Origin of the sequence: Flagellimonas algicola (assembly GCF_005937185.1) — a bacterium.
In the GTDB taxonomy this organism is placed as follows: domain Bacteria; phylum Bacteroidota; class Bacteroidia; order Flavobacteriales; family Flavobacteriaceae; genus Flagellimonas; species Flagellimonas algicola.
Window position 1 is genome coordinate 31,803 of sequence record NZ_VCNI01000005.1, and the last position, 14,086, is coordinate 45,888.

At 41.5% G+C, this 14,086-nt stretch carries 13 protein-coding genes; 8 read left to right on the forward strand and 5 right to left on the reverse strand.

Annotated elements, in window-relative coordinates; genetic code table 11:
• Positions 1 to 124: 124 nt before the first annotated feature.
• Positions 125 to 760, reverse strand: coding sequence for an MOSC domain-containing protein (locus tag FGG15_RS18680; RefSeq protein ID WP_138839204.1), 636 nt, complete (start codon positions 758 to 760; stop codon positions 125 to 127).
• A 62-nt stretch (positions 761 to 822) separates the two neighbouring features.
• Positions 823 to 1,176 (reverse strand): DUF6249 domain-containing protein, encoded by a 354-nt coding sequence (locus FGG15_RS18685; protein WP_138839206.1) that lies wholly within the window; start codon positions 1,174 to 1,176, stop codon positions 823 to 825.
• Positions 1,177 to 1,496: 320 nt separating this feature from the next.
• Between FGG15_RS18685 and FGG15_RS18690 the strand changes: the two genes are divergently transcribed.
• Both FGG15_RS18690 and FGG15_RS18695 read left to right on the forward strand, forming a co-directional pair.
• A complete protein-coding gene (locus tag FGG15_RS18690; RefSeq protein ID WP_138839208.1) occupies positions 1,497 to 2,081 on the forward strand; it encodes an RNA polymerase sigma factor in 585 nt (194 codons plus the stop codon).
• Complete coding sequence (locus FGG15_RS18695; RefSeq protein WP_138839210.1) at positions 2,068 to 2,469, forward strand: hypothetical protein; 402 nt, start codon at positions 2,068 to 2,070, stop codon at positions 2,467 to 2,469. Before FGG15_RS18690 ends, FGG15_RS18695 begins: the two co-directional genes overlap by 14 nt.
• A gap of 97 nt (positions 2,470 to 2,566) precedes the next feature.
• On the opposite strand, the gene htpG is transcribed toward FGG15_RS18695, so the two are convergent.
• Positions 2,567 to 4,453, reverse strand: a complete 1,887-nt coding sequence (gene htpG, locus FGG15_RS18700) for a molecular chaperone HtpG (RefSeq protein WP_138839212.1) — start codon at positions 4,451 to 4,453, stop codon at positions 2,567 to 2,569.
• Between the two features lie 378 nt (positions 4,454 to 4,831).
• Between htpG and FGG15_RS18705 the strand changes: the two genes are divergently transcribed.
• On the forward strand, positions 4,832 to 5,839 hold the full coding sequence (locus tag FGG15_RS18705; RefSeq protein WP_138839214.1) for a 3-oxoacyl-ACP synthase III family protein: 1,008 nt from the start codon (positions 4,832 to 4,834) through the stop codon (positions 5,837 to 5,839).
• A gap of 1 nt (position 5,840) precedes the next feature.
• Entirely contained in the window at positions 5,841 to 6,380 is a 540-nt protein-coding gene (locus FGG15_RS18710) for a pyridoxamine 5'-phosphate oxidase family protein (protein ID WP_138839216.1), read from the forward strand.
• A gap of 96 nt (positions 6,381 to 6,476) precedes the next feature.
• On the opposite strand, the gene FGG15_RS18715 is transcribed toward FGG15_RS18710, so the two are convergent.
• Complete coding sequence (locus FGG15_RS18715; protein ID WP_138839218.1) at positions 6,477 to 8,930, reverse strand: TonB-dependent receptor; 2,454 nt, start codon at positions 8,928 to 8,930, stop codon at positions 6,477 to 6,479.
• Positions 8,931 to 9,277: 347 nt separating this feature from the next.
• Here FGG15_RS18715 and FGG15_RS18720 point away from each other — a divergent pair, with 347 nt between their 5' ends.
• A complete protein-coding gene (locus FGG15_RS18720; protein WP_138839220.1) occupies positions 9,278 to 9,637 on the forward strand; it encodes a CoA-binding protein in 360 nt (119 codons plus the stop codon).
• Here FGG15_RS18720 and FGG15_RS18725 read toward each other — a convergent pair.
• Positions 9,621 to 11,102, reverse strand: coding sequence for a sodium:solute symporter (locus FGG15_RS18725; RefSeq protein ID WP_138839222.1), 1,482 nt, complete (start codon positions 11,100 to 11,102; stop codon positions 9,621 to 9,623). The two genes, FGG15_RS18720 and FGG15_RS18725, sit on opposite strands and share 17 nt — an antisense overlap.
• A 76-nt stretch (positions 11,103 to 11,178) precedes the next feature.
• On the opposite strand from FGG15_RS18725, the gene recR reads away from it, so the two are divergent.
• The 3 genes from recR to FGG15_RS18740 all read left to right on the forward strand — a co-directional run bounded on the left by recR (position 11,179) and on the right by FGG15_RS18740 (position 14,081).
• Complete coding sequence (gene recR / locus FGG15_RS18730) at positions 11,179 to 11,799, forward strand: recombination mediator RecR (RefSeq protein WP_138839224.1); 621 nt, start codon at positions 11,179 to 11,181, stop codon at positions 11,797 to 11,799.
• A 93-nt stretch (positions 11,800 to 11,892) separates the two neighbouring features.
• Positions 11,893 to 13,233, forward strand: coding sequence for a dihydrolipoamide acetyltransferase family protein (locus FGG15_RS18735; RefSeq protein WP_138839226.1), 1,341 nt, complete (start codon positions 11,893 to 11,895; stop codon positions 13,231 to 13,233).
• Between the two features lie 65 nt (positions 13,234 to 13,298).
• Complete coding sequence (locus FGG15_RS18740; protein ID WP_237561879.1) at positions 13,299 to 14,081, forward strand: carboxylesterase family protein; 783 nt, start codon at positions 13,299 to 13,301, stop codon at positions 14,079 to 14,081.
• Positions 14,082 to 14,086 lie beyond the last annotated feature (5 nt).

Genomic DNA, 14,086 nt, shown 5'->3' on the forward strand with positions numbered 1-14,086 from the left:
ACAATCATCGGACATCGGACATCAGACCCAAGACAAGAGATGCTGGATGCTGGATTCTGGATATTTGTTGGGATGAGCCGTTTTCAACTTTTCATTTTCCATTTTCAACTATTTGAGCTTGAACTTATTTCAGAAACCTCCGAAGTTTGTCCCTTTTCCGTTGTGGTAAGGCCTCATTTTCTAAAGCCAACTGTATCTGCTCCGGATCTTTTTTCCGACTAAAAAGCAGTTGATAAAATTGCTGGGTAGTCAATGGGTTGGGTGATTCCTCGACCAAAACAAATTCATCTCCTACCTGGACTTGACCAACTTGTAAAACCCGTATATAAGTTCCTGGATACCCGTGATCAATGAAGGTTTTTAAGATGTCCTGGTCATCAAAACGGATTCCTAATTTAAAGCAAGGCTCCCGAGGTTGGGTAACTTGAACCAAGGCAGTGCCTACTTTGTAGACATTTCCAATTTTAAGGGTGGCCTCGTCCAAGCCTTCCACAGTCAAATTCTCGCCGAACATGCCCCAATCCCAATCCAAGTGTGGGTATTTTTCCTCCCAATAGGGATATTGCTCTTTTGCGAAAAGATAACAGGCTTTGAAGATGCCTCCATGTACGTTTCTGTCGCTAATAGTGTCTTTGGCAACGCTTTCTGATTCCAAGGTAAGCGGCTGGTCCACGGGGAATTTAAAGATTCCGGTAGTGGTTTCCTGTCCGTTCCAGACTATAGGGGTGGGTTTTCCCAAATTGGTAGAGGTGATTCGCATAGGATGAAAATAAAAAAACCACCGGGATTACCGATGGTCTTTAACAGAAAGATATTCTTTATTTATCCCTTTTTCTCGAACCTTTTGGTGATGAAAAAGCCTACCATAAGACCCACACCTGACATTAGAAAAATGGTTCCAGGAAAGGCTATCTCTTCATCCAAGTCCAAACCGTTAACCATGGAGGAGCCTAAAAAGATGGCAATTCCTATACTCATGAGAAGAACCGCAAAATTGATCAATACAATTTTCCAGGTGGATAGTTCGCTATCGTCCTTGGATTTAAAAAAGATACTGGCATCCACCCCTTTTTCTATTAAGGCCAATCGTTCTTTATTGCGAGTGGAAAAATAGAGGTAACAAATTGCGAAAACTACCAGAAAAAAACTGATTGGAATTAAAATTGCTTCTGCCATTGTGTTCGTTTTTTAATTGATTAATAAACTCGTTTTGCCATAGGACGACACTTTTTTTGTTGAGGTTACAGTTCAGGTGATTTTTTTTCCAGAGGTGCATTTTGGATAACAATTCGTCAAATCGAGTGGTTTTTTAGGGCTTTACCCTGAAAAACTGTTTCGAGAATTAGAATTTTAGATCAAAACCCATGTTCTCGATACTTTTTCCATCGGAAAAAACTCGAACTGACGGTTTTATAAATTATGGAATATCCAAAAGCACGATGGTTTTTTTAACTTTAATGTAACCTAGGGCCTTCCAACATCGTCTTACTCTACAAATGAAGCAAACGAAAAACCAACCGGATATTGCTGCCATTCTAAATGGGGATACACAGGAATTTTCCGTCCTTGTAGATCAGTATAAGGACTTGGTGTTTACGGTTGCCATACGTACCTTGAAAAATAGGGAAGAGGCGGAGGAAGTGGCCCAAGATACCTTTATAAAGGTGTTTAAGTCCTTAAAGAATTTTAAGGGCGATGCCAAACTTTCTTCCTGGATTTATAGAATTGCATACAATACTTGTTTGGATCGAGTTAAAAAGCATAAAAAAGAGCTTAAAAATATGCCCATTGATGAGGTTAGAAGTGAGGCGGTGATGGAAATGGGCAATGCCCTTGACGGAATGGTGATGCAAGAACGGGCTGCAACCATTAAAAGATGTATACAGCAATTGTCGCCGGTAGATGCTGCTTTGCTTACTCTATTTTATTTTGAAGAAAAAGACCTTAAGGAAATGGCCAAGGCATTGAATCTAAGTCCTAACACGGCCAAGGTAAAACTGTTTAGGGCCAGAAATCGGCTAGGAGCTATTTTAAAGAATCAATTGGAACCAGAAACAATACAAAGTTATGGACAAGGATAAAGAATTGGAAAGACTAGTGGATAAAATGATGGAAGAGGCCCCGTTGGAAACTCCATCATCCAATTTTACTTACGTGGTAATGCAGGAAGTGACCAAGCTTCAGCAATCTATGGCCGAATATAAACCCGTGATGTCCATGCAGTCCATTTTAATTGCTCTGGGCATGTTGGGAATTTTTGGGTTCTATCTGTTCACCACCAATTCGGCAACAACCCCTGCTGAGGGACAAGTTATTCAGCTATTGTCCGATGCAAAAAGTTGGTTTTCAACAAAAATGCCACAACTTCAGATCTCAAAAACCTTTAGCTATATGATAGGAGCTATAGGAATCATGGTGTGTTTCCAAGCCTTTGTCCTTAAACGCTACTTTAATAAGAGGTGGGCTTAAAAAGAAGGAAAAATGTCAGTTCGAGTGGAGCCAAGATATGTTTGGATAGTCATTTAAGACGTTCTCGACTGCGCTCGAACTGACATCATCTGTATATCTACTTGATCATATCATAGCTACGAGCAATGAAGTTGGTCAACTCCTCACCTTTGAGCAATCCTTTGGACAAACGTGCCAAATCCAGGGATTGATTGATCAAACGCTCCCGTTTTTTAGCCGTTTTGGTACTTAGGATTTCACCCACCAATTCGTGGTTGGTGTTTACGATCAAATTGTACATTTCTGGCATATTGCCCATCCCGAACATTCCACCACCACCAGTTTGCTGCATTTCCTTCATGCGGCGCATAAATTCTGGTTCCGTAATGATAAATGGGGAAGCGCTGCTATCCATGGCCTCCATTTGTATGGTATAACCTTTTTCCTGGACAACTTTTTCCAAATCCTCCTTGAGACGTTCTTTCTCTTCGTCGGAAAGTTTGGAAATAGCGGTATCCTCTTTTTTGATCAAGTTGTCCAAGTGGTCCGCATCCACACGGGCAAAAGAGAGATTCTCTTTAGAAGTTTCCAGCTTTTGCATAAGATGCGAAACAATCGGGGAATCCAACAGCAATACCTCATAACCTTTGGCTTTGGCAGCTTCTATATAGCTGTGCTGAGCCTCTTGGTCCGAAGCATATAGCACTACCAATTTGTCGTCTTTATCTGTTTGATTGTCCTTGATTTTGTTTTCCAATTCCTCAAAAGTGAAGAAGGAACCATCAACGGTAGGGTACAGGGCAAATTTGTCCGCTTTTTCAAAGAATTTCTCTTCGGAAAGCATACCATACTCGATCACTACCTTGATATCGTTCCATTTTTGTTCAAAATCCTCGCGGTTGTTCTTAAAAAGGGAACTCAGCTTGTCCGCAACTTTTTTGGTGATATAGGATGAAATCTTTTTCACTGCACCGTCAGCTTGAAGATAGGAACGGGAAACATTCAATGGAATATCAGGGGAATCAATGACTCCACGAAGCATAGTCAAGAATTCGGGTACAATTCCCTCTACATTATCGGTAACAAAAACCTGGTTTTGGTAGAGTTGGATTCTATCTTTTTGAACGTTGAGGTCGTTGGTCAATTTGGGGAAATACAAAATCCCGGTTAGGTTGAAAGGGTAGTCCACATTCAAATGAATGTTGAACAAAGGCTCTTCAAACTGCATGGGGTATAACTCCCTGTAAAAATTCTTATAGTCTTCTTCCTTTAAGCCTGTGGGTTTTTTAGTCCACGCAGGATTGGGGTTGTTGATGATGTCATCCACTTCCTGGGTTGGAGCTGGATCATCTTCCTTGGCATCTTCCGGTTTTGGAAGCGTTTCGGTTTTGGTTCCAAATTTTATAGGGATGGGCATAAACTTGTTGTACTTGGTCAACAACTCCCTTATTTTGGCATCTTCCAAAAATTCCGTGGAATCTTCGGCAACATGAAGAATAATTTCCGTTCCTCGTTCTTCTTTTTGAGTTTCGTCCAGGGTAAATTCCGGTGATCCGTCACAGGTCCAATGAACCGCTGGTTCATCCTTAAAACTCTTGGTGATGATCTCTACCTTATCTGCCACCATAAAGGCTGAGTAGAAACCAAGTCCAAAATGCCCTATAATTCCTGAATCTTTTCCGGCGTCCTTGTATTTGTCCAAAAACTCCTCAGCTCCGGAAAAAGCCACCTCGTTGATGTACTTTTTTACTTCCTCAGCCGTCATACCGATACCTTGATCAACAATAAGGATTTGCTTGTTGTCCTTGTCCACTTTGACCTCAATCTGAGGGTTGCCATATTCTACTTTGGCCTCACCAATGGAAGTGAGGTGTTTCAATTTTAAGGTTGCATCCGTGGCGTTTGAAATAAGTTCCCTAAGGAAGATTTCATGGTCACTATATAGAAATTTCTTGATTAAGGGAAATATGTTCTCTACGGAAACATTGATTTTGCCTGTAGCCATTGTTAAATAGTTTTCTTTTTCCAAAGCATGACAAAAAAAATACCAGAATTACAAAGCTGACAAACTGACATCGCAGGGCAACGTTAAACTTTAACATAATTTTGTTTAACAAAAATAGAAAAAGAATAAACAAAATTGTATATTTGTACTGTTATGGAGGAAGATTGCTATGAAAACTTCATGCTATAACACGTTTGTTTATTGGTTAGGTTGTTGGAAACGCACTATCGCCCGGTAGTGCGTTCTCCGTTATGGCCTATTGGGTGGCAATCCCTTATTCTATTTTTTGTGAGATATAACTACTAGCTTGAATATATTTTTTACTTTTCCACGAAATAGCTTTTGCTGGTTTGGCAAGAGTTGATTAAAGCATACTTTATGTACAATTCCAAAATAGCTGGACTCGGGTATTATGTTCCCGAAAATGTGGTTACCAATAATGATTTGTCCAAGGTGATGGACACTAGTGACGAATGGATACAGGAACGAACAGGAATCAAGGAGCGTCGTCATGTGGTAAAAGGAACGGATACCACTACTTCCATGGGTGTGAAGGCGGCCAAGGTTGCCATTGAACGTGCTGGAATAGATAAAGATGATATTGACTTTATTGTTTTTGCAACCTTAAGCCCAGACTACTATTTTCCAGGGCCAGGAGTGTTGGTCCAAAGGGATTTGGGAATCAAAACGGTTGGGGCGCTTGATGTTAGAAACCAGTGTTCTGGTTTTGTATATGGGGTTTCTGTAGCAGACCAATACATCAAAAGTGGCATGTACAAAAATGTACTTGTTATTGGTTCTGAATTACATTCCTATGGTTTGGATATGACTACCCGGGGCAGGGGTGTATCCGTAATCTTTGGCGATGGGGCAGGTGCAGCCGTACTGACGCGCGAGGAGGATACCTCCAAAGGAATTCTTTCGTCCCACCTACATTCCGAAGGTCAACATGCAGAGGAACTTTCCTTAATTGCCCCTGGAATGGGCAAAAGATGGATAACCGATATTATTGACGACAAAGATCCAGAGGACACTTCATACTATCCATACATGAATGGCCAGTTTGTCTTTAAAAATGCCGTGGTACGCTTTAGTGAAGTGATTATGGAAGGACTTCAAAAGAACCAGCTTGGACCACAAGATATTGATATGCTGATTCCACATCAAGCCAATTTACGCATCTCCCAATTTGTTCAAAAGAAATTTGGACTCTCCAATGATCAAGTCTTCAATAACATCATGAAATATGGGAATACTACAGCTGCATCTATTCCTATTGCCTTGACCGAGGCATGGGAGGCTGGCAAGGTAAAAGCAGGTGATTTGGTAGTCTTGGCAGCTTTTGGTAGCGGGTTTACCTGGGGAAGTGTTATCATAAGATGGTAGTATGGGCAGGCAACTAAATAGTCTAACTCCGCCCTTGACCGAATTCATAGAAAAGCAAAAAATGTTCTTCGTGGCCACGGCCATGAAGGAAGGTAGCATCAATCTTTCGCCAAAAGGTCTGGATTCGCTAAGGGTATTAGATCCAAACAGGGTTATATGGCTCAATCTTACCGGAAGTGGTAATGAAACGGCCATTCACCTCAGTCACCATAACCGAATTACCCTTATGTTTTGTGCTTTTGAGGGAGATCCAATAATTCTACGACTGTACGGAAAAGCAAAGGTATACGGTACCGAAAATGAAAACTGGAACAAGTACATCCAGTTGTTTCCAAAAATAGCTGGAAGCAGACAATTAGTGGATGTGGCTATAGAAAAAGTACAGATTTCTTGTGGGATGGGGGTACCGCTAATGGAGTATCAAACCCAACGACAAGGACTTCTGGACTGGGCTGAAAAACAAGGTGATAAAGGTTTGGAAAAATACTGGCAAAAAAAGAATACGACCAGTATAGATGGTTTTGAAAGTAACAAGAAGTAAAACAAAACCCCAACTTCCGAAGGAAATTGGGGTTTTTAAATGATAGACCTTGAAGACTAACCAACCAACACTCTGTCAAGGAATACCAAGATTATGCTATAGAATTCCTCCGCCTGATTGCTTGGTATTGTCATCTCTTCGCTTACGTTGTTTGGCTCTGTATTTTCCACCACCAAATCGGTAGGATAGCCCGGCGTACACGTTATGACTTTCCCAATTGAAACCACCGTCCTGCACATAAGGACGTTGCCCATCAAATTGGAACATCATACTGTTGAAGATATCATTGTAATTCAAGCTGATGGTGCCTTTTCCTTGTGCAAAGCTGTATCGTGCACCTAGGTTCACAAAGTACATAGGCTCTATGGTAAACTGTATGTTTTGATTTTGTCCACGGTAAAAACCGAACAACTGCATGGTAAGTTTTTTGGTAACCGTAAAGCTATTGTTCATCCTCAGGTTCCAGGCATTATTGTCTACCTCTACGTTTTCAACCAGAATATCATTTTCCGTTGGGTCTGGATTATCACCCACTAAACTTTCCGTAATCCCACGATTGGTTTGTGAATAATAGTCAAAACTTCCATTTATGCTCCACCATTTTACAGGCTTATAGTTAACAGACATTTCAAAGCCATAGGCTGATGTCTTGGCAAAATTATCGAACGTTAAGATCAATTTGTTGAAGTCCAATCGGTCTACGTAAACAGCTCGGTTGATTTCATCAGAAATAGATCTATAGAAAACTCCCGCAGTAATGCTACCATTTTTGATTCGCTTAGTGTAGTTGGTCTCATAGGAATTGGTGAACTGTGGCACCAAACTAGGATTACCAAAAGACGAAATCAGTGGAGTGGCCCATTCCCTTATGGGATTTACCTGCCCAAGACCTGGCCGATCAACCCTTCTACTATAGCTCACCTGCAATTGATCTTTATCATTGGGCTTATAGGTCAGGAAGGCTGAGGGGTATATTTCCGTGTATTTATCCGTAAATGCACGAAGTCTATTGGTATCGGCCTGCACCTCTACGTTTTCTATTCTTGCTCCAACCTGGTATGACCACTTTTCCCTGTTCTGACCGAAGGTCACATAAGCAGAATACACATCCATATTATAATCGAAATCGGTGCTTGGGGTTGGCACTAGATCTCCATCGGAATTAAAGGACAATCCTGTGGAATTGTAGCCCACATTGGTTTCAAAATTTCTTGATTCCACACCAATCTCCAGTTTGGAGATGCTATCGAGCGGATTCACATAATCCAAGTTGGCAATGGTTTGTGTACGTTCGGTGTCCACAAAATCCATATAATTCGGGAACAAACTGGCTCCAGTGGTCCTAAAGTCGGCATCTTGATTGTTTTCAAAACGGTTGTGGTCTACTTCCAACTCAATATTGTGACCCTCCTTTTTGAAATCCAGTTTGTAATCAAAGTTGTACTGCTCGCTGCGATTGTCGCTAACGTCAGAGAAAAATTGTGTTAGGTTTCTGGCTAGGTCATCCCTATAGGTTATGGCCGTGATTCCTTCTCCCTCCCCGTCAAAAATGTTCTGATTGGTGAAAACTGAGATAGTGTTTTTGTCATTCAGGTAAAAATCAACCCCAACCTTGTACAAATGTGATTTGTTGTTGTTGAAAAAATCAAAGTCCTGAACAGAGTTCTCGTCTACTCTTAGAATATGCCCATCGTTCACGTATTTACCAATATTGTTACCATAGTTGCCATAAAAATTGAACTTGCCATTTCTGTAGTTCATATCGATGGAACTATTGAATTTGGCCTCAATACCCTTGGTCAATCCTGTGGTAATACTACCATTGAAACCTATGTTGGCATTTTTGTGCAACACAATATTGATGATGCCGCTCATCCCTTCAGGGTTATATTTGGCTGAAGGATTCGTGATCAATTCGATGGATTTAATGGATGTAGATGGAATTTGACGCAGTAATTGCGCAACAGGAACATTGGAGAGCTTTCCGTCTACCATCACTCTTACGTTGCTGTTTCCCCTCATGGTGATATCCCCAGTTTGGGAATCAACGTTTACGGAGGGAATGTTGTTCATTATGTCTGAAGCCGTAGCTCCAGCAGTGGTCAGGTCTTTTCCAACATTGATTACTTTACGGTCTACACGTTGCTCAATTGTGGTGCGTTCCGCAACTACCTCCACCTCTGAAAGTTCTTCTGTCTCTTCCACAAGGGTAATGGTTCCCACATCCACTTTTCTATTCCTTTTGGTAATAACCAATTTTTGGGAATGCGTTTTGTAACCAATAAACTGGACTTCCAACACGAAATTTCCCTCTGGAAGCTTTTTGATTTCGAAAGTACCATCTTCTGTGGTGATTCCTCCAGTAATGGTTTCGGAACCATCCTCAGATTTAACCACAATGGCCGCATAGGCCACAGGTTGGTTCAGGGCGTTGTCCACAACAGTTCCGGAAATGGAACCCACCGGCGGTTCGTTATCATTATTGGCTTTAAGGTTTTCAGGTAAAATGATGCACAGGAGTAGTGCAAAAAGAAAGATTACTCTTTTCATGAGCTGTTTGTTTTTGATTGATTGATGTTGTCTACAAGACGACGTTAAACGGGGAATGTTACATTTCTATTTGGGTTTAACATATTTTAACAACCACAAAAAAGATAATGGCTTGTAAGGCAGGGAGTTTTATGCTGACAAAAATCGAAGTTTGTGAAAAAAATAGGCCCTGACTTTCAGTATAAACCGAAATGCCAGGGCCAAATACATTGATAAGCTATACTAAACACTAACCATTAACTATAAAAAAATACAGACTTACCAATGCTTAATTTTGTACGTACAATAGACGGGCTTTTTTTTTAATAGTTACATTCTTTATGTCAGTTTAACATATAAATTAACAAATGCTTATGACACTTGTTTTTGGGGCGTCCTTAAATCCCGCTAGATATAGCAATCTTGTAATTCGTAGATTAGTTGAAAACAACCTTGAGACAATGGCCTTTGGGGTAAGGGAAGGGAACGTTTCCGGAATACAAATTAAAACCAAGCTGGATGATTTTCCTAATGTTGACACCATTACTTTGTACCTCAATCCTTTGCGGCAGAAAGAATACTACCAAGACATACTGGATTTAAAGCCCAAACGGGTGATTTTTAACCCAGGTACAGAAAACCCTGAATTTGTTAGAATTTTGGAAGATGCCGGAATATTGGTGGAAAATTCCTGCACCTTGGTCTTGTTGGCTACTGGACAGTACTAACTTTTTCTCCTTTTTTTCGGATAAGCCAAAGTCCAAAAAAGGTCAAAAGGCCGTTTAACGGCAATAATTCATATCCCAAAACATATCCACCCAAGTATTCCGAAGGTATATTGGCCACTACCCAAATAATCGCAACAGAAAGAGCACTTACCAACCACACCCACCGATCGTGAATCTTTTGTTTGGTGAGAATCCCAAAGGCAAACAGACCCAACAGTGGGCCATAGGTGTATCCGGCCACAGTAAGCAAACTATCAATAACATTGCTGTTGAGTATGTACTTAAATGCGATGATAACCAAAATAAGCATTATGCTCATGATGATATGCGTTCGCTTACGTATTTGTTTTTGACGGGATTCCTCTTTTTTCTCTACCTCCAAAAAGTCCACACAAAATGACGTAGTCAAAGAGGTGAGGGCACTATCTGCACTACTGTAGGCAGCAGCCACAAGTCCCAACATAAAAGTAACGGAGAGTGTTATGCCCAAACCGCTGTTCAAAGCCACCTCAGGAAACAATAGGTCAGATTTGGGTTTACCGTCCATTAGCGGGATGGAAATCCCATTTTTGCCCGCGTAGATGAATAATAGAGCACCCAGAAGCATGAACAGAAAAGTGACCCCAACCAAGACCAAACTAAAGGAAACCATATTCTTTTGGGCATCTTTTAGAGATTTGCACGTAAGGTTTTTTTGCATCATGTCCTGATCAAGCCCCGTCATGCAAATGGTAACGAACATACCCCCGATAAAGGACTTTACAAAGTGGTTTCTATCCAGAAAACTCTCGGTAAACAGGAATTTATCATAGGCTTTTAGTTCTTCTGAAACTAAAAACTCGCCAAAGCTCCAGTCCAGTTCCCTATTGATCAGGATAATGGAAAGCACAACGGCCAATATCATGAACAAGGTCTGAAGCGTATCCGTCCAAACAATCGTCTTTATGCCACCTCGGTTGGTATAGATCCAAATCAAAAGAATGGATATAACTACAGTAAATTCAAACCGAACTCCCAAATCGTCGAAGACGAACTGTTGAAGCACTATAGCGACCAAATACAACCTAAAGGCCGCTCCCAACACCCGGGAAATAAAGAAAAAGAAAGCTCCTGTCTTGTGGCTTACCACACCAAATCGTTCCAGGAGGTACTCATAAATGGAAGTCAGGTTCATTTTATAGTAGAGGGGCAGAAGCACGTAGGCCACCACAAAATAGCCAAACAGATACCCCAAAACTACTTGCATATACCCAAATTGGGAAGCTTCTATCCATCCGGGGACCGATATGAAAGTTACCCCGGAAAGTGAGGCTCCCACCATGCCAAAGGCCACTAGGTACCAAGGTGATTGTTTCCCAGCTTTAAAAAAATCTGCGTTACTATCGTTTTTACCTGTAAAATACGAAATGAGCATCAGCACCATGAAATAGGCGCCAACGAGCAAGAGGATCTGAAATGCGGACATAAGAGGAATTTGAATTGCAAAGTACAAAAGTAAATTGGTAACCGTAAAATCGTAATTTTGTGGGATAACCAGAACTATGGATTTTTCATCTAAGCTTTTGGAGAATGCCGTTTACGAAATGTCCCAATTGCCGGGCATTGGCAAACGTACGGCCCTTCGATTGGTCTTGCATTTGTTGAAGCAGCCCGAACAGCAGACAAATCACTTGGTGGAGGCTTTGTCCAAACTGAGAAACGAGGTGAATTTTTGCAAAACATGCAACAATATCTCAGATACGGAGATTTGTGAGATATGCGCCAGTCCCAAACGTGACCGTACCTTGGTTTGCGTTGTGGAGGACATCAGGGATGTTATGGCCATTGAGAGTACTTCCCAATACAAAGGGCTGTACCACGTGTTAGGCGGGAAAATATCTCCTATGGAAGGTGTTGGGCCGCAAGATTTGAATATTGTTCCTTTGATCAACAGGGTGAAACAAGGGGAAGTACAGGAACTGATTTTTGCCTTGAGTTCCACTATGGAAGGAGATACCACCAATTTCTATATCTATAAGCAACTGGAGGGATTAAAAGTTGCTACCTCTACCATTGCCCGTGGGATTTCAGTAGGAGATGAACTGGAATATGCAGATGAAGTCACTTTGGGTAGGAGCATCTTGAATAGAATTCCGTTTGAAAACGCGATCAAGGCAAGTTGATAGTGACAGAATAATGCATAAAAATTAAGAATAAGCGGATTTCTTTATTATTTTTGCAAAATAAAGGTCGATATCCGTTCGTTAAATAAGAATATGTCAAAATTTGAATTGAAGTTACCGCAGATGGGAGAAAGTGTTGCCGAGGCAACATTGACTACATGGTTGAAGGAAGTGGGCGACACTATTGAAATGGATGAAGCCATCTTTGAGATTGCCACGGATAAGGTGGATTCTGAGGTGCCCAGTGAAGTAGAGGGTGTACTTTTGGAAAAGCGTTTCAACGTGGACGATGTGATCAAAGTTGGTGAGGTAGTAGCTGTTATTCAAACTGATCAAGTTGTGGAGGCAGCGTCAAACGGACAAGATACTACAACACCCGAAGAAGCGATTGAGGTTCCGGCAGCGGAACTTGAAAGCCAGATATCCCAAGTACAAGAATCCATTGCAGCCCCAACCCCTGATTTTGGGTCTTCCGAAAGATTTTACTCGCCCCTGGTACGGAACATTGCCAAGGAAGAGGGCGTTTCCATGGAAGAATTGGAAACTATAATAGGAACAGGCAAAGAAGGCAGGGTCACAAAAAACGATATCAAGGCATTTTTGGAACATCGTTCATCCAACGGTAGCCCAGTTACTGCTGCTGCCCCTGAAACTACAGAAGCTGCACCTTCTCCTGTAAAACCTAAAAAGGAGGAGTCCAAGGCTGCACCGATACCGGTATCCAGCGGGGATGAGATCATTCCGTTAAGCCGTATGGGCAAGTTGATTGCCCACCACATGGTAGAGAGCATAACCACATCAGCCCATGTACAAAGTTTTGTAGAAGTGGATGTGACCAATGTGGTGAACTGGAGGAACAAAATGAAAGACTCGTTCCAGAAAAGGGAAGGGGAGAAACTTACCTTTACACCCATTTTTATGGAGGCGGTTGCCATGGCGCTCAAAAAATATCCTTTGATGAACATTTCCTTGGATGGGGACAAAGTCATCAAAAAGAAGAACATCAATTTAGGTATGGCTGCTGCTTTAGCGGATGGCAATCTTATTGTTCCGGTCATTAAAAATGCCGACCAACTTAATTTGGTGGGTATGGCCAAAACCGTAAACGATTTGGCAAACAGGGCCAGAAACAACCAATTAAAGCCAGATGAGGTTCAAGATGGAACCTATACCGTGACCAACGTAGGATCTTTCGGAAGTATTTTTGGTACCCCCATTATCAATCAGCCCCAAGTAGGTATCCTTGCCTTGGGCGCCATCCGAAAAATGCCTTCCGTAATTGAAACCGATCAAGGGGAGTATATTGGTATCCGAAGTAAGATGTTCCTCTCCCATAGCTATGATCACAGGGTGGTCAACGGTGCTCTAGGCGGCATGTTTGTGAAGACCGTTGCCGATTATTTGGAAGCTTGGGATATTAATCGGGAAATCTAGACCGCAAAAAAGGCCTTTTTCATTTCACTATGCTTATTTTAGGGGTTGAATTAATTCATCAATCCATGAAACAGTTTATGCCCCTAGCTTTAGGGTTTCTTATTTTGTTCTGCTTCTCAATGAACGCCCAAGACTTATCAGTTTACCAGAAAAAACATTTTGTGAAAGATGGGGATAGTTTACCCTATAGGCTTCTTTTGCCAAAAGACTATAATCCAAAGCAAAAGTACCCTTTAATACTGTTCCTACATGGCTCGGGGGAGCGAGGTAACAATAACGAGTCGCAACTGGTCCATGGTTCAGGGCTGTTTTTAAAAAAGGAGGTAAGGGAACGGCAGAAGGCCATTGTGGTGTTCCCTCAATGCGCCGCCAAAAGTTCTTGGGCCAAAATAGATGTTAGAGGGGATTTCGGGAATCGGGAATTTATCTTTTACGAAAATGCCAAACCCACAAAGGATATGCTGTTGCTTGAAGGCCTTATAAAATATTTGAAAAAGAACTACAAGCTGGATAAAAATAGGTTGTATATAGGCGGACTCTCCATGGGTGGCATGGGTACGTTTGAATTGGTGCGAAGAAATCCAAAAATGTTTGCCGCCGCATTTCCAATTTGCGGTGGAGCCAATCCCAACATAAGTAATAAATTGAGCAAACCGCATTGGTGGGTATTTCACGGAGATGCAGATGAAGTAGTACCTGAAAATTGTTCGGGAGACATGGTGAAGGCCATGGAGCAATCAGGGGTTAATGTGAAATATACCGTTTATCCCGGCGTAGGTCACAATAGTTGGGACAACACCTTTGAAGAACCTGAATTGCTAACTTGGTTATTTTCTAAATCGAAGTAAAATTT